The organism is Psychrobacter proteolyticus (assembly GCF_003350005.1).
GTDB lineage: Bacteria > Pseudomonadota > Gammaproteobacteria > Pseudomonadales > Moraxellaceae > Psychrobacter > Psychrobacter proteolyticus.
Map to the genome: position 1 here is coordinate 1 of NZ_QLKS01000005.1, position 20,513 is coordinate 20,513.

At 41.8% G+C, this 20,513-nt stretch carries 21 protein-coding genes; 5 read left to right on the forward strand and 16 right to left on the reverse strand.

Features of this window, described 5'->3' with window-relative positions:
* Window positions 1–591 precede the first annotated feature (591 nt).
* Both pssA and DXK30_RS10415 read right to left on the reverse strand, forming a co-directional pair.
* Window positions 592–1,506: a CDP-diacylglycerol--serine O-phosphatidyltransferase gene (pssA, locus tag DXK30_RS10410; RefSeq protein ID WP_227670787.1), complete on the reverse strand. Its 915-nt coding sequence runs from the start codon at window positions 1,504–1,506 to the stop codon at window positions 592–594.
* A gap of 26 nt (window positions 1,507–1,532) precedes the next feature.
* A complete protein-coding gene (locus DXK30_RS10415; protein ID WP_057758888.1) occupies window positions 1,533–2,420 on the reverse strand; it encodes a 23S rRNA (adenine(2030)-N(6))-methyltransferase RlmJ in 888 nt (295 codons plus the stop codon).
* Between the two features lie 141 nt (window positions 2,421–2,561).
* Here DXK30_RS10415 and DXK30_RS10420 point away from each other — a divergent pair, with 141 nt between their 5' ends.
* Complete coding sequence (locus tag DXK30_RS10420; protein WP_114701658.1) at window positions 2,562–3,317, forward strand: 2OG-Fe(II) oxygenase; 756 nt, start codon at window positions 2,562–2,564, stop codon at window positions 3,315–3,317.
* 62 nt (window positions 3,318–3,379) lie between these two features.
* Window positions 3,380–4,597, forward strand: coding sequence for a succinyl-diaminopimelate desuccinylase (gene dapE, locus DXK30_RS10425; RefSeq protein WP_114701659.1), 1,218 nt, complete (start codon window positions 3,380–3,382; stop codon window positions 4,595–4,597).
* Between the two features lie 94 nt (window positions 4,598–4,691).
* On the opposite strand, the gene DXK30_RS10430 is transcribed toward dapE, so the two are convergent.
* The 7 genes from DXK30_RS10430 to DXK30_RS10460 all read right to left on the reverse strand — a co-directional run bounded on the left by DXK30_RS10430 (window position 4,692) and on the right by DXK30_RS10460 (window position 10,676).
* On the reverse strand, window positions 4,692–5,834 hold the full coding sequence (locus DXK30_RS10430; protein WP_162799530.1) for a hypothetical protein: 1,143 nt from the start codon (window positions 5,832–5,834) through the stop codon (window positions 4,692–4,694).
* A gap of 72 nt (window positions 5,835–5,906) precedes the next feature.
* Window positions 5,907–6,410, reverse strand: coding sequence for a GyrI-like domain-containing protein (locus tag DXK30_RS10435; protein WP_114701661.1), 504 nt, complete (start codon window positions 6,408–6,410; stop codon window positions 5,907–5,909).
* Between the two features lie 64 nt (window positions 6,411–6,474).
* Complete coding sequence (gene iscX, locus DXK30_RS10440; protein WP_021812734.1) at window positions 6,475–6,684, reverse strand: Fe-S cluster assembly protein IscX; 210 nt, start codon at window positions 6,682–6,684, stop codon at window positions 6,475–6,477.
* A gap of 173 nt (window positions 6,685–6,857) precedes the next feature.
* Entirely contained in the window at window positions 6,858–7,394 is a 537-nt protein-coding gene (locus DXK30_RS10445) for an acyl-CoA thioesterase (RefSeq protein WP_114701662.1), read from the reverse strand.
* Window positions 7,395–7,673: 279 nt separating this feature from the next.
* Window positions 7,674–9,074 (reverse strand): NAD(P)(+) transhydrogenase (Re/Si-specific) subunit beta, encoded by a 1,401-nt coding sequence (locus DXK30_RS10450; protein ID WP_114701663.1) that lies wholly within the window; start codon window positions 9,072–9,074, stop codon window positions 7,674–7,676.
* Window positions 9,071–9,409: a proton-translocating transhydrogenase family protein gene (locus DXK30_RS10455; protein ID WP_197707696.1), complete on the reverse strand. Its 339-nt coding sequence runs from the start codon at window positions 9,407–9,409 to the stop codon at window positions 9,071–9,073. The genes DXK30_RS10450 and DXK30_RS10455 overlap by 4 nt, the downstream gene beginning before the upstream one ends.
* 115 nt (window positions 9,410–9,524) lie before the next feature.
* The gene (locus tag DXK30_RS10460) at window positions 9,525–10,676 is read right to left on the reverse strand and encodes a Re/Si-specific NAD(P)(+) transhydrogenase subunit alpha (RefSeq protein WP_114701664.1); all 1,152 of its coding nucleotides are present in this window, start codon (window positions 10,674–10,676) and stop codon (window positions 9,525–9,527) included.
* A 497-nt stretch (window positions 10,677–11,173) separates the two neighbouring features.
* Between DXK30_RS10460 and yaaA the strand changes: the two genes are divergently transcribed.
* Window positions 11,174–11,986, forward strand: coding sequence for a peroxide stress protein YaaA (gene yaaA, locus DXK30_RS10465; RefSeq protein ID WP_114701665.1), 813 nt, complete (start codon window positions 11,174–11,176; stop codon window positions 11,984–11,986).
* A 106-nt stretch (window positions 11,987–12,092) separates the two neighbouring features.
* On the opposite strand, the gene DXK30_RS10470 is transcribed toward yaaA, so the two are convergent.
* From DXK30_RS10470 to DXK30_RS10480, 3 genes are read right to left on the reverse strand one after another with little or no spacing between them, the layout of a single operon-like run.
* Window positions 12,093–12,761, reverse strand: coding sequence for a glutathione S-transferase family protein (locus tag DXK30_RS10470; protein WP_114701666.1), 669 nt, complete (start codon window positions 12,759–12,761; stop codon window positions 12,093–12,095).
* 25 nt (window positions 12,762–12,786) lie between these two features.
* Window positions 12,787–13,965, reverse strand: coding sequence for an aromatic amino acid transaminase (locus DXK30_RS10475; protein ID WP_201508089.1), 1,179 nt, complete (start codon window positions 13,963–13,965; stop codon window positions 12,787–12,789).
* Window positions 13,966–13,983: 18 nt separating this feature from the next.
* Window positions 13,984–14,901: a DMT family transporter gene (locus DXK30_RS10480; protein ID WP_227670788.1), complete on the reverse strand. Its 918-nt coding sequence runs from the start codon at window positions 14,899–14,901 to the stop codon at window positions 13,984–13,986.
* A 147-nt stretch (window positions 14,902–15,048) separates the two neighbouring features.
* Between DXK30_RS10480 and DXK30_RS10485 the strand changes: the two genes are divergently transcribed.
* Window positions 15,049–15,504: an Lrp/AsnC family transcriptional regulator gene (locus DXK30_RS10485; protein WP_057758867.1), complete on the forward strand. Its 456-nt coding sequence runs from the start codon at window positions 15,049–15,051 to the stop codon at window positions 15,502–15,504.
* Between the two features lie 281 nt (window positions 15,505–15,785).
* Here the strand turns inward: DXK30_RS10485 and DXK30_RS10490 are convergent, their stop codons facing one another.
* The 3 genes from DXK30_RS10490 to groES all read right to left on the reverse strand — a co-directional run bounded on the left by DXK30_RS10490 (window position 15,786) and on the right by groES (window position 18,624).
* A complete protein-coding gene (locus DXK30_RS10490) occupies window positions 15,786–16,157 on the reverse strand; it encodes a hypothetical protein (protein ID WP_114701667.1) in 372 nt (123 codons plus the stop codon).
* 403 nt (window positions 16,158–16,560) lie between these two features.
* A complete protein-coding gene (groL, locus tag DXK30_RS10495; protein WP_101204842.1) occupies window positions 16,561–18,210 on the reverse strand; it encodes a chaperonin GroEL in 1,650 nt (549 codons plus the stop codon).
* A 123-nt stretch (window positions 18,211–18,333) separates the two neighbouring features.
* Window positions 18,334–18,624, reverse strand: coding sequence for a co-chaperone GroES (gene groES / locus DXK30_RS10500; RefSeq protein WP_057758860.1), 291 nt, complete (start codon window positions 18,622–18,624; stop codon window positions 18,334–18,336).
* A gap of 477 nt (window positions 18,625–19,101) precedes the next feature.
* On the opposite strand from groES, the gene DXK30_RS10505 reads away from it, so the two are divergent.
* A complete protein-coding gene (locus DXK30_RS10505) occupies window positions 19,102–19,881 on the forward strand; it encodes a DUF3108 domain-containing protein (RefSeq protein ID WP_114701668.1) in 780 nt (259 codons plus the stop codon).
* A gap of 110 nt (window positions 19,882–19,991) precedes the next feature.
* Here DXK30_RS10505 and DXK30_RS10510 read toward each other — a convergent pair whose 3' ends face one another.
* Window positions 19,992–20,441 carry a hypothetical protein gene (locus DXK30_RS10510; protein ID WP_114701669.1) on the reverse strand — a complete coding sequence of 150 codons (450 nt, stop codon included), beginning with the start codon at window positions 20,439–20,441 and terminating at the stop codon, window positions 19,992–19,994.
* Window positions 20,442–20,513 lie beyond the last annotated feature (72 nt).

Genomic DNA, 20,513 nt, shown 5'->3' on the forward strand with positions numbered 1-20,513 from the left:
ATCAGCAAAAATCCACACAAGTTGTTCTTTAGTTATGCTTTTAAATAATGTCTGACACTGTCGTCCAGTGCTAGTATTTCAAACTAAATAAGTTAGCCAATGTGGCTTATCCTATTTAGCGAGCTGACCATCATATCATGTTTTAATAGTCTGTCAACTTCTTTTTTTAATTTGTTTCAACAAGTTAACTGGGTTATTAATGTGTAATCTACACACTAGCTACTTCCAGCTCGTCTTGATGAGGTGCGTATTATAGACGCTATATTTATTTAGTCAAGAAGTATTTTCTATTTAATTTAAACAATTTATATCATCTAAATCAGTAAACCACTTCCCTTTCGACTGGGTGGCATTATACGGAGTTTTAGATAGAAAACAAGGAAACTCTATAAATAATCTCAGTTATTTTCTATCAGTGATATCGTATTAACCTAACCCATTGTTATCGCTATCAAACTTTAAATACTGTCTTTTATATCTATAGATTGATCTTGTTTACAGTGGCTGACGTACTCTAGAAATATATAGAACATACAAAAAAAGGAACTTACCTGATGGTAAGTTCCTTTTTGTAGAATCTGAATACAGTGTCTAACCTTTTACTTTTGTTCTGATCGTAGTCACGATACCTGATAGTGCATAGATAATACCGATCGCTAAGATACCAACAGGAATATCATAGAGCACGATGCTCATGACTAACACCCCAATGATAAGCACTACAAAAGGCACTTTCTTTTTATCAAATTCTTTAAAGCTATAGTATTTGACATTACTGACCATCAGTAGACCACAAGTGACGACCCAAGCTGCAAACAGTAACATGACGGCTGTATCGTATTGACCAATCCACTCATTATGATCGACTGCAACCATCACAGCAGATGTCACCAATATGGCAGCAAGTGGACTTGCCAAACCAACAAAGTACTTTTTATCGACAATACCAACCTGAACATTAAAGCGTGCAAGGCGAAAAGCAGCACAAGCGGTAAAGACAAACGCACAGCCAATGCCGATACGACCCAATGGCTCTAAAGCAAAGCTATAAATCAAAATAGCAGGGGCAACGCCAAACGCTAGCATATCTGCTAAAGAGTCGTATTGCTCACCAAATGGACTTTGCGCATTGAGCATACGTGCGACACGTCCATCTGCGCCATCAAGAATAGCGGATAAAAAGATAGCCAAAGCTGCCTTATAGAACTCGCCTTGGGTACTCGCCAAAATCGAGTAAAAGCCTGACAGTAGCGATAAGGTAGTGATCAGATTGGGTGCCAAATAGACACCGCGACTAACCACTCGCTTACCTTCGGCTACTTCAGCTTCAATCACCTCAAATGTCAAACCATCATAACTGTCGTTATCCGCTAGGCGGATATTAAACTCATGCTCATCGATAAACGGCGGCTGAGTCGCTGCATTATCTTGCAACGAGCCGTCATTTAAGGACGCATTGTTCAAAGGTGCATTATTCGGCTGGCCGATAGGTGGTTGAGTCGTCATCTTAATATCCTTATTGGCCGTTGTTGCTATTCGCCGACGAGCCAGCGCACATTGGTCGCACTATCAGGCGTCAAGTTTGGCGCGTCTTCTACTTTTAGTACTGGCTGTAAGAAACGTAATATCTCACGCGCATGATTATCAAACTGCCATGGCGGATTGATAACCAGTAGACCTGTACCGTTCAGACCAACCGCAACATCATTAGGATAAATGTTTAGCTCACAAACCAGCTGACGTCTCATTTCAGTACGTTTGAGCTTTTTATAGAAGAGCTCTACGGCTTCGATATTTTTGATTGGGAACCAAAGCGCATAAGTACCCTGTGGCCATTTGTTATAAGCCGCGACCAATAGGTCGATAAGGCGCGTAAAATCTTTGTGCTCTTGCTCATAAGGGGGATCAAGGAAAATCAAACCGCGCTTTTCTTTTGGCGGAATAACAGCGGTAATACCTTCAAAAGCGTCACGATGCTGGATACCAATTGGCAACTTATGTAGCTGATAGTTCAACGCATCGTATTCAGTCGCTTTGGCTTCAAAAGCCTCAGCACGCACGCCAGCATCAGGCTTTTTAGCGGCGGTTTTTTCGACGTGATGGGCTACCCACCATGGCGAACCAGGGTAGACTTTATTGTCGTAAGTGAACTTGGCTTGCTTAATGCCTTCCATATAATCTTTGACAGCAGCTGGCGCCTTTTCGGTATCTGCTTTTAGAAAAGCTTGAATACCGCCTTTGGCCTCACCTGTTTTGCGCGCTTCTTCACTACTTAGTGAATACAGTCCACGACCGCCATAAGCGTCAAGCACATAAAAAGGTTTGTTTTTCTGCCCCAGTTGATTAAGCAGTTGTACCAATAAAATGTGTTTAACCACATCAGCAAAGTTACCAGCGTGGTAGGCGTGTTTATAGTTCATAATCTCAAAAGTTTAAATAAGAAAAATTGCATCTATGGTAGCATAGGCAGAGTAAAAGATAATGTGGTTTTAGTAAGTGCTTTCAATAAAAACGCATTGAATGACGGTATATTGACAGCTGATTGATAATAATGAGATGAAATGACGCAGATTATTAGCAACCTTAACAAGACAGCGTTGGTCGTTGATCATCCGATAGGTCAGGATAATCCACCATTACTGCTGCCAGATACTCATAATGAAAGCCAAGAAATTCCTACTCAGCACGTATTGCAGATGTCTGACTTTGCGGTGGACTGGGAAGATAAGCTGACGGATAAACAGCTCGACACCTTTGTCACTGACGGTTGGCTCATTATTGATGATGTATTCAATAGTACTGCCTTATTAGCACTACAAGCAGAAAGCGGTTTTATTGACTATCGTGATGCAGAGCTGACCGCTGGTGTTCGCATCAGTGATATTCGCGGTGATAGAATACGCTGGATTACTGAAGACTTTTTTGCAGGCTATTACTATCTACAAAGCATCAATGCTTTGGCTTCGCTATTCAATCGCAGTTTGTTCGCTGGTATTCGCCATAGTGAAGCGCATTATGCGTGCTATCCAACTGGCTTTGGCTATCAATGGCACAGTGACAACCCTGCTGGACGTGATGAACGGGTTATCTCGGCAGTGTTTTATCTGAATGATGATTGGGAAGCAATCGATGGCGGCGCACTAGAGGTCGTTGATAAACATAGTGTCCACCATGAGGTTATGCCAGTTGCTAATAGACTGATTATTTTCGATAGTGATTTACGTCATCAAGTACAAACTGCGCATCGCCAACGCTACTCTATCGCTACTTGGATGCGCCGTGACGGTCTTGTACCCTTTGTCGAAGTAGCCATTTAGCACTTATTCTCTACTATTCATTTATATTTACCATCTTAATTTATTATACAAAAGGCTTATCCATGTCTGACTCTCATAACCAATCAAGCGCGTCTCAACAAACGACTCATCAGCAAGGAACCTTAGATTTAAGTATTGCACTGTTAGAGCGTCCTTCAGTAACGCCCGATGACGATGGTTGCCAAGATATGTTGTCAGCACGGTTAGAACAAGCAGGCTTTGATTGCGAGTTTATGTATTTTGGTGATAGAAAACAAAGCGGCGAACATGCCGAAGTTAAAAACTTATGGGCACGCCGCGGTACTGCCGATCCAGTGATTTGCTTTGCTGGTCATACCGACGTAGTGCCAACGGGTGACGAAAAAAACTGGACCTATCCTCCGTTTACTCCAACTATCGCTGATGGGTATCTATGGGCACGCGGTGCCGCCGATATGAAAACGGGTATTGCAGCTTTTACTGTTGCAGCCGAACGCTTCGTCGCCAATCATCCTGAGCATAACGGCTCGATTGCTTTTTTAATTACTTCAGATGAAGAAGGGCCGTCAATTAATGGTACGGTTAAAGTGATCGAAACCCTAGAAGAGCGTCAAGAAAAAATCACTTACTGTCTCGTTGGCGAGCCGTCAAGTACTGATACGTTAGGTGATATCATCAAAAACGGTCGTCGTGGATCGCTAGGCGCAGAGCTTACTGTCACAGGTAAACAAGGCCATGTCGCCTATCCACACTTGGCATCTAACCCGATTCATGCGGCGATGTCTGCCCTTGCTGAACTAACATCTACTGCATGGGATAATGGCAATGACTACTTCCCAGCCACCTCATTACAGATATCAAATATCAATGGTGGCACTGGGGCAACCAATGTCATTCCTGAAACACTCAACGTTGTCTTTAACTTCCGTTTTTCGACAGAAACTACTGAAGACGAGCTAAAAGAAAAAACGCATGCTATCTTTGACAAATACTTTACCGACAGTAAGGCCAGTTACGACATTAACTGGAGACTATCTGGTCAGCCATTCTTGACCCCTGAAGGGAAACTGGTTTCGGCCTGTCAAAATGCGATTAAAAAAGTCACCAATGTCGATACCACACTATCAACCTCTGGCGGTACATCTGATGGCCGCTTTATTGCGCCAACAGGGGCACAAGTCGTCGAGCTTGGCGTCCGTAATGCGACGATTCATCAAGTAGATGAAAAAGTGGAAGTCGATGATTTGGGCAAACTGGCGCAGATTTATGAAGGTATTTTGGAAAATCTATTGTTAGATTAATTTTAATTTCTAATAGCAAAAAGCGCCATCTATGACAGATGGCGCTTTTTTTGTCATTATTTTTTATTCAAAAATTAAGATATATATATTTAAATTACTCATCTTCTACATATGATACTGATGATATAGTACCTGCTTTAGTCAATGTATAAGTCTGCTCCATAGGTTTATAAGGTGCTTCTTTCGCGACCTCTAAAGATAAATTGGAAATTAGACCAAATATCTTATGAGCATACTCCAGACAATCATACTTTCCTCTACTTTCTAAAGATAATTTAGATAGCTCTTCAAACTGGTTAATATATTTATCAAAACTGGTTTTTTTGCTACGTTCACTATATAACTCTGAAGGATTGGCTGGCAGAGGAAATCGAACAGACATAATCTCCTGACCTTCAGGCAATTCTATCAACTCTTGGATTGCATATAGCTGGGAGTTAGCTAAATTAATCGGAGCTGAATGCATAACTAGGTCTCTATACTGTCCTAATTCATATAACCAACCCTCTTTACCCATTATATTTTTAAGATTGGATTCAAATTCAGTTAGGCTTGCCATTTTTTTAAGACCTTTGAATAATCCGCTTGCAGTAGTGACCTCTAGTGTAAGATTGTTTAAAGATTGCCTGATTGCCTTTTTTAAGCCTCCACCACTTGCGAAATTAAAAATATATTCGCATAAATAGTCTCTCATTATGCCAGTATCAAATAGAAAAGAGTGAAATTCCTGATAAACTAAGTCAGTATAACCGTCCTGAAAGCGCTGATCTTTCTTGAAGTTTTTACCTAAGTTTCTTGCTTGTAATTGCTGATGATAAGCTAATGAAAGGTTTTTTACTCTGTCATTGATAGTACCCAGCTGAAATTTTATTCTATTTGATAAGTCATATGCCAAACCATCTTTATTATGAAAGGCTGATAGAGTCAACCCACCCCACAAGACTGTTGCATCCCAGTTGGGCCAAATTGATTTTTGTTTGATAAATCCTCTAAACTGCGTTGGTGCTTGACCAGTAAGCTCCATTTGATGAGTTATAAATTCAACACCAATAATATTTAAATTCAATTTTTCCAATGAACCATATAACGCACCAAAGGTATTAATTTTGGTTTGGCACACTTTTCCGGTAGTAGTTAGAGGCCATAATCTAACTATATCAGTTTGAATTTCATTTGTAGCTAATATGCCGCCAGCTATATGCACAACTCTGCTACAAGTGGGCCAATCCTCTTTCATAGATCTTTGATCCATCAAACGACCTCAAAACTAATTTATAAAAAACAGTTGAATATATATCGTCAATTCATCTTACTCAATACCAATATAAACATCCACTTGACCGTATTCTAAGTTACCACCGATATAATGCTCAAAATCCACATTAAACGTTCTGGTATGCTCGCAATCTGCCGTATTAAAATACTCCCAAGCATTCTCCCACGCATTCATCACAGTATTTGGCATATAACCTTCTTCAGAAAATACCAAGTACTTTCCTGCAGGAATGATGACTTCTACCACATTACTAGTGCTGGCGGTACTGTCACTGTCTGATTGAGCATTTTGTTCGGTAGCCGTTTTCCAGCTGGCGACAACATCAAACGCCCCTGCTAAATCATCACTTTCATAGTTATGATAGATACCATAGATATCTTCACCTTCAGGAAGTTGACCTGCGTGATTTTGATAAAATTTTTGCCATAATCTACCAAGCTTGGCAGTATCATGGCTAATCTCAGCGTTATTGGTGGTACGAACACTGATGCCGCGACAAGCGATCGCTTCTGGCAGCTCTTTAATTTGTGATGTCATGATGCAGCCTTTTCTATTTGTTTGTTTAATTTTTATGGATGGCAACGTTAAAAAACCGAAACGATTAATCTGCTTCATCAATCCAATTCATTTGAATGGCTTCTAAGATGCCCTCATTTGATTTTTGTGGATCATCATCAAAGCCTTCAAGCTCAGTCACCCAGCGATGCAAATCGGTAAAGCGTATGTACTGCGGATCAGTCTCTGGAAATTTTTCATAAAGCTCAATCGCGATATCTAAGCTGTCTGTCCATTTTAATTTTTGTGGCGTCATAACGGTACCTTTTTTTAGTCGTTTTAAAAATAGTATTGTCGCCTTAGCATTGACGATTTGATGGACTCTATCCTACCAAAATTCAGCAAATGATTATAGCCAAGTTATTTTACGATGTTGTTTTTCAATACTGGGTTTCAATACTGGGTTTCAATACTGTTTTGCGATGTGGCTTAGGCTGATTTAGTCGATTTTACCGCGACTTGGTGCTCATTCCATGTGTTAATGGTATCCGTCAACTGCTCGCCCATCATATCTAATACTTCTGGTGTGCGTATACCTTTACTATCTGTAAAAACAAACTTGGTCATACCAACGCCCATCAGCTGATTTTTGACAAAGAACCGATGCTCAAAATACACGTATTTATGATCCCATCCTGCGACTGCACTGCTAAGCGTCATTTTATCCAAAAATTTAATTTGCTTGAGATAAATCATCTCTTGCATGGCAATCACCCAATTCAGCGACTTAATGCCTTTTTCGTGACAGCACGCCTTTACCCAGCGTGTCACGTTTAGCTCAATAAATGATAAATAACGATAATTGGGCAAATGATCGCGAAATCCCATATCGTGGGGCAAAATTCGATAATGGCGAACGGTCGGTGCAGTCAACGTCTCTAGACTGATAGTCTCACTCGTCGATTGATGCTTGAGCCGTTGTTTAAGTAAACAAACCATAATAAAAAAACGCAGTAGCATATTCATAAATCTTTCTCTTATTTCATCGTATTTATAATTGGTGATTGTCTATCGTTGAAGCTGTTCAAATTGGCTAAAAGGTTAATCAGGCGCATACCGTATAGTGAGTACATAAAGCGCAGTTAATATTGTGATCATTAAAAAACTGATCGTAACTGGAAAAACCTCAGTCTATAGTCGGCTCATAAATGCCGCCCACTTTAACGCAAAAAAAGCCACCTCAGTGACTTTCTTTATCTAAAAACTTATCTGCAAATAATCATGGTTAAAAACATAGCTTAGAGATTAATGACCGCCGCCATTGATAGTACGTACCATCTCTTCTACCATTTTCTTGGCATCACCAAAGATCATCATGGTTTTGTCCATGTAGAACAAGCTGTTATCCAGACCTGCATAACCAGTACTCATTGAACGCTTGATGACCATGACCGTCTGGGCTTTGCTGACTTCTAGAATCGGCATACCAAAGATTGGCGAGGTAGGATCATCTTTCGCAGATGGATTCACGACGTCGTTTGCACCGATAACCAATACCACATCTGTACTTGCAAAGTCTGAGTTAATCTCGTCCATTTCTAAAATATCATCATAAGGGACATCAGCTTCAGCCAATAGTACGTTCATATGACCTGGCATACGACCAGCAACGGGATGAATGGCGAAACGCACATTCACGCCTTCTTCTTTTAACAACTCATATAGCTCTTTTACTGCATTCTGTGCGCGGCCCTGTGCCATACCATAACCTGGTACGATGACCACACTGCTAGCATTAGACATGAGGAACCCTGCGTCTTCTGCTGAGCCCGCTTTGTAATTCTTCGGTGCCCCATCATCGCCGCCTGCTGCCATAGCTGACGTGCCCATACCACCGAACAATACATTAAGCAGTGAGCGATTCATAGCTTTACACATGATGTAAGACAAGATCGCACCTGATGAACCAACTAGCGAACCTGCGATAATCAGCATCGAGTTACCAAGCGTAAAACCAATGCCTGCTGCTGCCCAACCTGAGAATGAATTCAGTAGTGATACAACCACCGGCATATCACCGCCGCCAATTGGCGCAATCCACATCCAACCGAAGATAACTGCAATCACTGCCATCGCATAAAATGCTGGTAGTGAGTCAGTGACGAAATACACCCCACCGAACCCAATCATCGCAATGAATAATAGCGCTTGAACCGGTTTTACCCAGCCGCCAACCAACGTTTTCGCCCAGCTTTTCGCGGCCAATTTACCAAAAGCAAAGACCGAGGCTGAGAATGTAATCGCACCGATGAAGCAACCGATAAATAGCTCGATGCGGGCAACAGCACCATGCTGCTGTTCAGTGTGTAATACCGTCGCAAGTGCAATCGCAACCGCTGCCAAACCGACGAATGAATGCATCAAAGCAACCGTTTCTGGCATTTGCGTCATTGCGACTGTTTTCGCTTTCCACATACCAACGAGGGCACCCAACACCATCGCACCGATGATCAACCAAAGCACAGGGCCTTCTGCTAAGAAGAACGTCGTGACGACAGCAATTGCCATCGCTGCCATACCAAAACGGTTACCGCGAATCGCTGTTTTTGGGCTAGACAAACCCCGTAACGTTAAAACAAAGAGGATAGCGCCGACTAGATAGAACCAATCTGCATTTGCTGCAATCATTGCTGAGAAATCATTCATGCGTCACCTCCGGCATCAGTGGTTGCTACTGGCGCTTTTTTCACTTTCGGTTTGAACATCGCAAGCATACGCTCAGTCACAGCAAAGCCACCAAAGATATTGATACTGGCTAAAAATACCGCAAAGGCACCAAGCAAACTGGTCGGTGTAAACATTGAACCATCAATCGTGACGGTCTGTAGCATCGCACCCACGATGACGATACTTGATAAAGCGTTGGTTACCGCCATCAATGGCGTATGTAATGCAGGCGTCACGCCCCAAACCACGTAGTATCCGACAAAAATAGCGAGCACAAATACAGTGAAAATCGCTACAAATGGTGTGCTACTCATGGCCGCACCGGCTGGCGCTGCAGCTAAAATAGTGGCAATCATCTAATCCTCCTAAAAATTTATTCATTACTGGCAAATGTGTAGTGACAAAGTATGTGGTAATAGACTGTTCAAACTAGCGTTTGGCCAGTCGTACCTGACTGTCATGTGTCACTGCCAGTGCGCCCTGAATCTCGTCTTCCATGTCTAAGTTAAGTGCCAAGCTAGCTGATGCGTCATCGCCAGTAGCTGCAATCAATGTCGTAATAAAGTTAACAAGGTTATTGGCATACAAATCTGAAGACTGTGCGGCTAGCTGTGAGGGGATATTGGCGGCACCAACGATACGTACGCCGTTGTCTGTGGTGATGGTTTCGTTAGGCACACTGCCTTCGACGTTACCACCGGTACCAGCAGCCATATCGATCAGTACAGAACCTGCCTTCATTTTGGCAAGCGTTGCACTGTGTACCAGACGCGGAGCATTACGACCAGGAATCTGCGCCGTGGTAATAACGATGTCAGCGTTGCTCAATGCTTTGTCCACGACAGCTGCTTGATCTTTGACATATTGCTCTGATGGTGTCCATGCATAACCACCGGTAGACTTGGCTGTTTCAGCCTCCTCTGCGCTCATCGGCACATCAAGCCATTTACCACCGAGTGACTCCACTTGCTCGCGAGCAGTCGGACGTAAGTCACTGGCTTCTACCACTGCACCCAAACGCTTGGCTGTCGCAATCGCTTGTAAACCTGCAACACCAACGCCTAGAATAACGACCTTGGCTGGCTTAACTGTACCTGCTGAGGTCATAAACATCGGGAAAGGACGCGAATACTCATTGGCCGCGAGCAATACGGCTTTATAACCAGCAAGGTTGGCTTGTGATGACAATACATCCATATTTTGTGCACGTGACAATGTGCGAGGCAATAACTCCATCGCAAAGACTGTTGCGCCTTTGGCTGCATAAGTGTCAAGCTGAGTGTTGCGATACGGGTCAAGCATGCCAATGACGATCTGACCAGACGATAAGCTTTCAGTGGCTTCCGCTGGTAGGTCATTGACGGTGGTAATAATCTTAGACTGGGTAATCACCTCGGTGCGACTACTGGCAATGTCGGCACCCGCAGCCTGATACAACTCATCAGCATAGTATGCTGCTTGGCCTGCACCTGACTGAATGACGACTTCAAACCCAAGTTTGCGCAATTTTCTGACTGCGTCTGGGGTTATGGCTACACGGCTCTCGCTCGCGCTATCTGCACTGATTACACCGATTTTCATACCGTCTCCTTACTTACGTCCAATGACTATATTTACGTCTCACGACTACCTTTAATACCCTCAACGCACATCTAAAAAGCACAGGGGACAAAACCCATTGATCATGATTAATCCATTACAGCGACTAAAGGTTATCAATTTAATAAATGATAGTTACTTTACCATCATGCCTTTTTATTATAGAGATATCGTTCGTCAAGTTTCATTGTCTAATGATGACCCACAAGTAAAATAAAAATTTAGGTATTTACACCATTGGCATACTTTTTGTTGGTATATTAAAGCCTTTTATTTTTCCAAAAAACGCTTAAGCCTTATAGATACAGGCCTAACTCCATTTATTTCCTAATTCTAAATCCGTTCTTTTATTAAAAAAATAATGTCAATAAACACAAAATAATCAAGGTTGAGTCAAGTTCTACCCACGCATGCCGTATAATAAGAATACTTGACACTCGAAAAAACCCGTCATTGATTCATTATAATAAGGAATAACCATGTATTTTTTGCTCTCCCCTGCCAAATCCCTGAACGAAACAGACTCTATACCACTAAATTTAGGCAACTATTATAGCCAGCCCGAGCTAATCGAACGCTCACAAGAATTGATGAAAGTACTGAAGTCAAAAGAGCCTGTTGACCTCCAAGAGCTAATGAGTATATCTGACGATTTGGCTCAGCTTAATGCCACGCGCAATCAACAATGGCATTGGAGCGAAGAGCAACCATTTACTGACAATGCTGCTGACAATGCCGCCAAGCCTGCAGGTTATTTGTTCGATGGTGATGTCTATACTGGACTTGATATGTATCATATGGACAAAGATACCGCTACTTACGTCAATGAGCACTTAGGTATTCTGTCTGGACTGTATGGAGTACTCAAGCCACTAGATCTGATCCAGCCTTATCGTTTAGAGATGGGTACCAAGCTGAAAAATGAGCGTGGTGACAATCTTTATGAGTTTTGGGGTGAGGAAGTCACTAACGTTATCAATGCGCGTATGGCTGACAGCGATGACAAGGTATTAGTGAATTTAGCTTCTAATGAATACTTTAAGGCGGTAAAGAAAAAAGTACTGAAGGCAGACATCATTACGCCACGATTTGAAGACGAGAAAAATGGTCAATATAAAGTGATTAGCTTTTATGCCAAAAAAGCACGTGGACTAATGGTCAAATATGCTGCTGATAATAAGCTGACCAATGCTGAGCAGCTAAAGCAGTTTAATTTGGCAGGGTATTACTACTGTGAAGAAGCGTCCGATAATAAGACGTGGACGTTCAGACGAGACGAATCAAGTCAGTAGCTTGATATAAAAATACATTTACTACAGTCACTAGAAGCATTGCATTCAGTGCTTCTAGCCCACTCATCAGATATCCTTTAGTTGAACATATGAACATATGAACAGATTACAACAATCCTTCTTGTGCCATCATTTCCTGTACCGAGGCGCGGTTTAGCATGGCTTGATAGTGTGCATTTATGTGTATCCAATCCTGTGCTCGACTCGCATATCGCTGACTCCAGTGAGCAATCATAAATAAATGAAAATCAGCCCCACTTAATTTATCGCCTAACAACCATGGACCATTACTCGCCAACTCCTTTTCAATAACATCCCAGCAATGGCTTAGTACATCATTCGCTTTATCTTTCACTTGCTGCAAATTGTGCTCGCCGCTGATGTACTGCTCGGGATGAGCCCAACGATTAGCAGCTTCTTGTAGTGAAGAAGACATCCAAAATAAATATTGGTAATAAACACCGCGCCTAGGGCATCCTGTATCAGGTGCTAGCTTAGACTCTGGGTGCTGATCTAACACATACATTAAAATTGCCGCAGACTCATAAATAACCTGTCCCTGATGCACTAACGTAGGTACTTTGCCATTTGGATTAATGGCTAGATATTTAGCTGATTTTTGCATGTTTTTAGACAGGTCTATTTCTATCATTTCATAAGACGCGCCTAACTCTTCAAAGACAGCATGGGTAGCCATATTGGCGCCACCCTTATCCCAATATAAAGTATAAATAGTTGTGTCCTTCTTGCTGTGGCGATTGATGGATAAAACCATTGTACTGAGCGATAAAAATTAACCTCTAACGTGAAATAATCGACATGATAGCGTCAGCCAGTTGACGGATTTCCGTCATTTTCAAACCGGCAATATTGATTCTACCATTTGGCATACCGTAGATAGCGAACTCATCTTGCAATACTAACATTTGATTTTTGGTTAGCGGTAATAGAGAAAACATGCCTTTTTGTTGCGAAATGTCCAAAAACTCTGCAGGTGCATTCCTATCCTTCAAAGCTGCGCCTAATGCTTGGCGAATAGTATCTACCCTACTACGGTAGCTTGCCAGCTCGACTAGCCAAGCGTCTGGTTTGTCTAGCAAATAAGAAGCAACTGCGGCACCGTGATTGGGCGGCATAGAGTAGTTGGCGCGTGTGATGGTTTCTAAAAGTGTCTGTATATCTGCGTGACGCTCATGGTTCGTCGTTACCACCGTGGCAATACCCGTCCGCTCGTTGTATAGACCCATATTTTTTGAACAGCTGGCGGCAATAAATGCAAAATCAGCGTCTTCAATGATTAGACGAAGCCCTGCAGCATCGGTATCAGGATCATCTCCAAAACCTTGATACGCCATATCAATAAACGGGACAATATTTTTCTGTTTACATTTATCAGAAAACAGTTGCCACTGCTCTAAAGAAAGATCTATACCGGTAGGATTATGGCAGCACGCATGTAATAACAGCACGTCTCCTTCTTTTGCTTTTTCTAGCGCGGCAAAACACGCATCAATGTCTAACTGACCATTTTTATTTTGCCATGGATACGTATTAACCGTTAACCCAGCCCCTTCCATCAGCGGACGATGATTGATATAGCCAGGGTTACTGATCCAAACGGTTGAATCTGGAGAGAGCGTAGCGATCAAATCCGCAATGAGTCGCAACGCACCTGATGCCCCAACCGTCTGAATCGTGCATTGGTTTTTTAGACTTGGACTGTCACCCAGTACAAATTTTGCCATTTGCTGGTTAAAATTAGCGTTACCCGATAACATACCATAAGCCTTTGAATGAGCTTCATGAGCAAGATGTACTTCTGCATCTTTCACTGTTTTCATCACAGGCGTATTACCATGCTCGTCTCGATAGACACCAACCAATAGATCTATTTTATGTTTGCGCTGGTCAGCTCGAAACCTACCTAACAATGCCCACAGTGGATCGCCATTGATGATAGGCATATTGTTTAACATCATGATACTTCCTTAATTAGTTTATTGCGCTCGATTGGACAAAATGACGCCAATGGTACTGAGTACGATGCCGCATATCATAATGACTGATAGAGACTCATTGAGTATCAGCGTAGCCAGTATAGCGGTTAATCCTGGTGACAAAGAGCCAAGTAATAAGGTGCGAATAGAGCCTAATTGTTTGACTGCATAAGAAAATGCAATGGTTGATACCACCCCTACACCAAGTCCTTGTACTAGGATAAACGGAAGCGCTGCATCAAAAGATACAGAACCTATATTCGTCTCCACAATACCAGACAGAACCATCACTAATGTCAGAAAAAACGAGGTATAAGAGAGCACGATAGCGATAGCGATTGGACTCAACTTGGTGCTTTTTAACCCTAAGGTATAACCCGCCCAAATCAAGCTTGCCATCAACAGTAACCCCACGCCATACAGAAGACTATTAGGTATTGACTGTGCACGCCCGCCAATCATAGTAGCGATACCAAAGAGAATAAGGATTAATGCGGCAAATTTTCTTAATGATATTCGCTGACGATAAAAAATAAAAGACAATATTGCGGCAAAGAAGACTGGCGTACCTGTCAAAATAGTACCAACGTAAGCTGCTGGTACCGTACTTGCACCAAAAGCGGCTAATAAAAGGAAAGGCACGCCGCCACATAAAATAAACATAATATCTGGCATTCTAATATTTTTGATTTCATGCCAACTAGAGAGTAACCAAGGGGTCAACAAAACTAGCGGTACACTAAAGCGAATGAGCATGACATCCGCAATGCTGAGCGACGACGCCCCAACCGCTCGCACAGTCAACGCAAATCCTGACCAAATCAATAATACGACGCTCATCGCCACATAGCCTTTGGTTAGTGGCGACATTACAAACAAAAGTTTTTTGCGCGATGAGGGGTGGAATATCGTATTCATAGTCGTGTCTTATGCTGGTATACAAAGACCAATTATCGATTAAAATACGCGCTTTTATCTCTATTTATTCATTGCAATTTTGCAAATATTTGGTGGATAATGCTAACTAAATCAAAATTATTGGCTTAAAAAGCCAAAAGGTAAATTATGGACAAAATCGATCGTCATATCTTGGAAGTGCTCCAAAAAGAAGCGCGCTTATCTACGGCGGAATTGTCCGAACGTATAGGGCTGTCACCGTCTCCTTGCGCGCGACGCCTAAAGCGTTTGGAAGATGAAGGCTATATAGAGAACTATCAAGCGAACGTAAACAAAGCCAAAGCGGGTATTGCGATGAGTTTCTTTGTGGAGGTCAGTCTCAACAGCCACCAAGAAGAATCTATCGCAGCCTTCGAACGCGCTCTGTCCAACATGGACGAAGTGATTAATGGACATGTGGTATCGGGTTCTTATGATTATTTGTTAGAAGTAGTAAGCCCCAATCTCGATGGTTATGAGCGGTTCACCCGTAAGCTACACAAGCTTGCTAGCGTAAAAGACATACATACTCATTTATCGGTGAGAAAGGTAATCAATAAGACGACTCTACCTATTTTTGTGTGAGATTCTTTCATACTGACTAGGAGCACAATATCTCGCTCGATCACTCGTGAGTAGCAAGACCCATAATAAGTTCATTTGGATTTGACAGAATATTGCTATGATAAAAAGTCTTGATAGTACGACGTGGACGTTTAGACGAGATACAGCGGATTAATAGAGTATTTGATGAGCTTTAACTATAACGCCCTAATATAGGAGATATTACTAGGGCTTTATTTTAGAGGGATAAGTAAGTCATTCATAGTAAGTAGCTTATTAACAATAGATTTGTATTCACCGTATTATAGGGAAATCTCAACCTCTATTTTGATTGGTCGTTTTAAATGGATAGTGACTTTTATATTAATAGAAGCTGCTTCTGGTGGCTCATTGTCCAAAGCGCCGTCAACGATGTGAGCGATTTTCATTGCTTCTACTTCTTTAAGCTCAAAGCCGTTTGCTTTGGCACCTCTCATCACTTTTTCATAAATTTCTTTTTCGCTTGTGTAGCGCTCTTTATTGTTAAACGATAACTGCATAACTTTAGAATGAGCAACGCTAGACATCTCCATCGGCTTTTGCATTTTAAACCTATCTAAACTAGGATCAGCTGAACTACTAGCAGAAGCTAGCACTAGGGCTGATGCTACCATTGCAATCGATAAAACCTTCATTTTGAATTCCTTTTGAGTTAATTCATTCCTTCTAAGTTAAAACACTATTAGCGAATATATTCGCTATATCAACTATATCCTAATAAATTATTAATTGAAAATTTAAATTGATGTTAGTAGTACTAATATTATTAAGTAATGGGTAATTTTGGTCAGTTATTCTTATGTTGGTTTTTCTACACAATGCCAATTATTACCTTAAAACAAACACAAAAAAGCCCTGCTATCTTTCGATAACAGAGCTTTTAATAGTTCAAACGTTTTCACAAAAATACTTACAACTCTAGTGAAAAATGCTTTATGAGTTGACTAAAGCAGTACGACTAGGCAACCGAGTGAAGATTGTACTGATAGTACATCGAGCGAGGTTAACAACGTCGTACAAATTTAGTCGAGGCATATATTACATCATGCCGCCCATTCCACCCATACCGCCCATTCCAGCACCGCCGCCCATAGCAGCCATACCGTCATCACCTTGCGGTAAGTCAGTGATCATAACTTCAGTCGTTAGCATTAAGCCTGCAACAGATGCAGCGTTTTCTAGTGCTGAACGAGCAACTTTAGCTGGATCAAGGATACCCATCTCTAGCATATCGCCATATTCGCCAGTCGCTGCGTTGTAACCGTAGTTACCACTGCCACTCTTCACTTCGTTGACCACAACTGAAGCTTCTTCGCCAGCGTTGGTTACGATTTGACGTAGTGGTGCTTCCATCGCGCGACGTAAGATATTCATACCAGCGTTCTGGTCGTCATTATCACCGCGTAGTTCAGACAATGCATTCATCGCACGAACTAAGGCAACACCGCCGCCAGGTACAACGCCTTCTTCGACCGCTGCACGAGTTGCATGTAGCGCATCGTCAACACGGTCTTTCTTCTCTTTCATTTCAGTTTCAGTTGCTGCGCCGACTTTGATCACTGCTACGCCGCCTGCTAGTTTAGCAACACGCTCTTGTAGCTTTTCTTTGTCATAGTCAGAAGTAGACTCTTCGATTTGACGGTTGATAGACTCAACACGGTTTTCGATGTCAGCTTTGTTGCCAGCGCCATCAACGATAACGGTGTTCTCTTTACCGACAGTCACTTTCTTAGCAGTACCAAGTTGCTCTAGAGTAGCAGTCTCTAGGCTTAGGCCAATTTCTTCAGAGATTACAGTACCGCCAGTTAGCGTTGCGATGTCTTCTAGCATTGCTTTACGACGATCGCCAAAACCTGGTGCTTTAACGGCACAAGTTTTCAAGCCGCCACGCATGTTGTTTACAACTAGTGTCGCTAGTGCTTCGTTTTCTACATCTTCAGCGATGATTAGCAATGGCTTGCTCTGCTGCATTACTTGCTCAAGTAATGGCACGATCTCACGGATGTTGCTGATCTTTTTGTCAACTAGCAAGATATATGGGTTTTCAAATTCAGCAGTTAGGCTATCTTGCTTGTTAGCAAAGTATGGGCTGATATAACCACGGTCAAACTGCATACCTTCTACAACTTCTAGAGTATCTTCGAAGCTTGAACCTTCTTCAACAGTGATAACACCTTGCTTACCTACTTTTTCCATCGCTTGCGAGATCAGCTCACCGATTTTGGTATCTGAGTTTGCAGAGATAGAACCAACTTGAGCGATTGCTTTGTGGTCGTCAGCTGGCGTTGATAGTTTATGAATTTCTTTAACCGCTTCACGTACCGCTTTGTCGATACCGCGCTTAAGATCCATTGGGTTCATGCCAGCAGCAACTGACTTCATACCTTCTTGTAGGATTGACTGAGCCAATACAGTCGCAGTTGTTGTACCATCACCAGCGACATCATTAGTGCGACTAGCTACTTCACGTACCAGCTGTGCACCCATGTTTTCAAATTTGTTTTCTAGCTCGATTTCTTTGGCAACTGAAACACCATCTTTAGTGATGGTAGGTGCGCCAAATGATTTGTCGATAACAACGTTACGACCTTTAGGGCCTAGTGTTACACGTACTGCATTTGCTAGAACGTTTACGCCGTCCATCATTTGTTTACGGGCATCAATGCCGAATTTTACGTCTTTTGCCATGTTAAATTACTCCACTATTATAAGTATGAGAATACAATTGATTGATTTGATAGTTGCTTATCAAAAGCGATTATTAGAAACTGCTATCAAAATGTGCTGAGTATAAAATAATACTCAAAAGGACTAGCCTTCTAGCACACCCAATACATCAGACTCTTTCATAATCAATAGTTCTTCACCGTCAACCTTTACGGTTTGACCAGCATATTGACCGAACAAAACTTTGTCGCCAGCTTTTACATCTAACGCACGAGTTTCACCGTTGTCACGAACTTGACCATTACCAACTGCAAGCACTTCACCTTGTGAAGGTTTCTCTTGTGCTGAACCAGGAAGCAAGATACCACCAGCTGTCTTTGTTTCTTCTTCTATGCGGCGGACGACAATACGGTCATGTAAAGGACGAATGTTCATCGATATGACTCCAAAAGTTGGTTAATAAAATTAAGGGTTTATTTGAATTAATGGTCTCAATACCAGTATCTATAGGAAACACTGCCAAAAACAACGCTTTATAGATAAGCCTTGAGCTTGTAACAAAAAGTGGGGGCAAGGTGAGTTCGGTTCAAGTGTAAAGCCCAAAAATTTACAAGATTATTTTGCAAAAATTGATCAACCAACATCTCATATCAATGCTTTACGCTTAGTAAAGCCGATATGCTAGTTAGACAAAGGACAAGAAGTAGGAATATTTAAAAATATTAGCGAGCTGAATTTATATTTTGACCAATGCTAAATTAACTATAGAAACATTTGCTACAAGCTCTACACGAAGCGGTATGACACCACGCTTGAAAATGTAACAGCGTATGACCATTATAGGTCTGGTAAACATAATAAGAACGAACGAAAAAATTGCTATATCGGCAATAAATTAATGAAGGGGTATCTATGAGTTTTTCATCAATGTACAAAAAGTCATCAAGCGACAATGTTGATAATGCTAATAACGCAAAACGCAGTCCATCTAAATTTTTATCTGCCTTAGTGACAGGCATCAGTATCTCTACCGTTGGAGCTTTGAGTATGACCGCACCTACCCTTGCCAGCGCAAAAATCGTCCAACCATCAACTGCCGATTATAGTTTTACCGTTGAGGACAAATACAAAGGCACAGCAACTCGTACGCTAAGTAAATCTGGTAATACGTGGAAATATAACGTTAAGGCCCGCGTCGCTGGTGTGGCTAGCGCCTCGCAAAACAGCACTTTTACGATTAATGGCAACAACGTCAGTCCCACGCAGGCAAGCACTACTTACAAACTACTTGGCATGGGTCGTACGCACAAACTAGACTTTAACCCGAGCAGCAAAAAAGTCACCAGTAACTATAAAGGCAAGTCGACGACTATGAATATGTCGCAACAAGCCTTTGATGACTTGAGCCTTGAGGTACAGATTCGTCAGGATTTATTGAACGGTAAATTCTCTGGTAACTACTACATGGCGAAAAAAAATAAAATTGAGAAGACGCCATTTAAAAAATCAGGCAGCACTAAGATTACCGTACCAGCGGGTACCTTTGATACGGTACGTGTTGACCGCGTCCACGATGACGATAGCCGCTCTACTAGCTTTTGGTTAGCCCCAAGCTTGGACTATATGCCAGTTAAAGTTAGCCAAATTAACGATGGTAAGAAAATGGATTTAGAATTGACTAAGATTAACTAATCTACTTATTTTTAACGTTATAAACAAAAAAGCGGCGCCCCAGATGGAGTGCCGCTTTTTTATGGCTTTAGATTAATGGATATAATTTATTAGGCTTCAGATAACTTCAATTATTGACGAGGTCTCTTCACAACATTGTTCATCGAAGGCAAACGTTTGAGCAAAATGAATAGCCAAACATTGATAGCAAGCAATAGTAAGAAGTCCGTTAAGTACACAGCGATTTCTGCCCAACTACTGCCATATATACGAGTAAACAGCACCACGCCACTCGCACCCAAATATACCAAGGTAAACATACTGCTAATTAATAATGCATAAGGGGAACGACCGCGCAATATCCATGGCGTCAGAATCAATGCTGGCACTAGCCATAATGCCTGCCAAGCAATACCGCCAACGATATCAGGGCTACTAGGATTAAAGATACTAATAAAGATAGGCAATCCGAGCAGTCTATAAACGAGCCAAATTAACCACGTAACCTTCAAGCGCTGTGCAATAGGTGCGATAGGCTTAACCGTTTTAAGAGGCTTTGTATTAGAGCGGGTTGTGGCCATTAGATATTTTGATTTCCTAAATGAATAATATACTGCTGAAGATGAATAAGTAGCTCTTTGTTATAACCACTT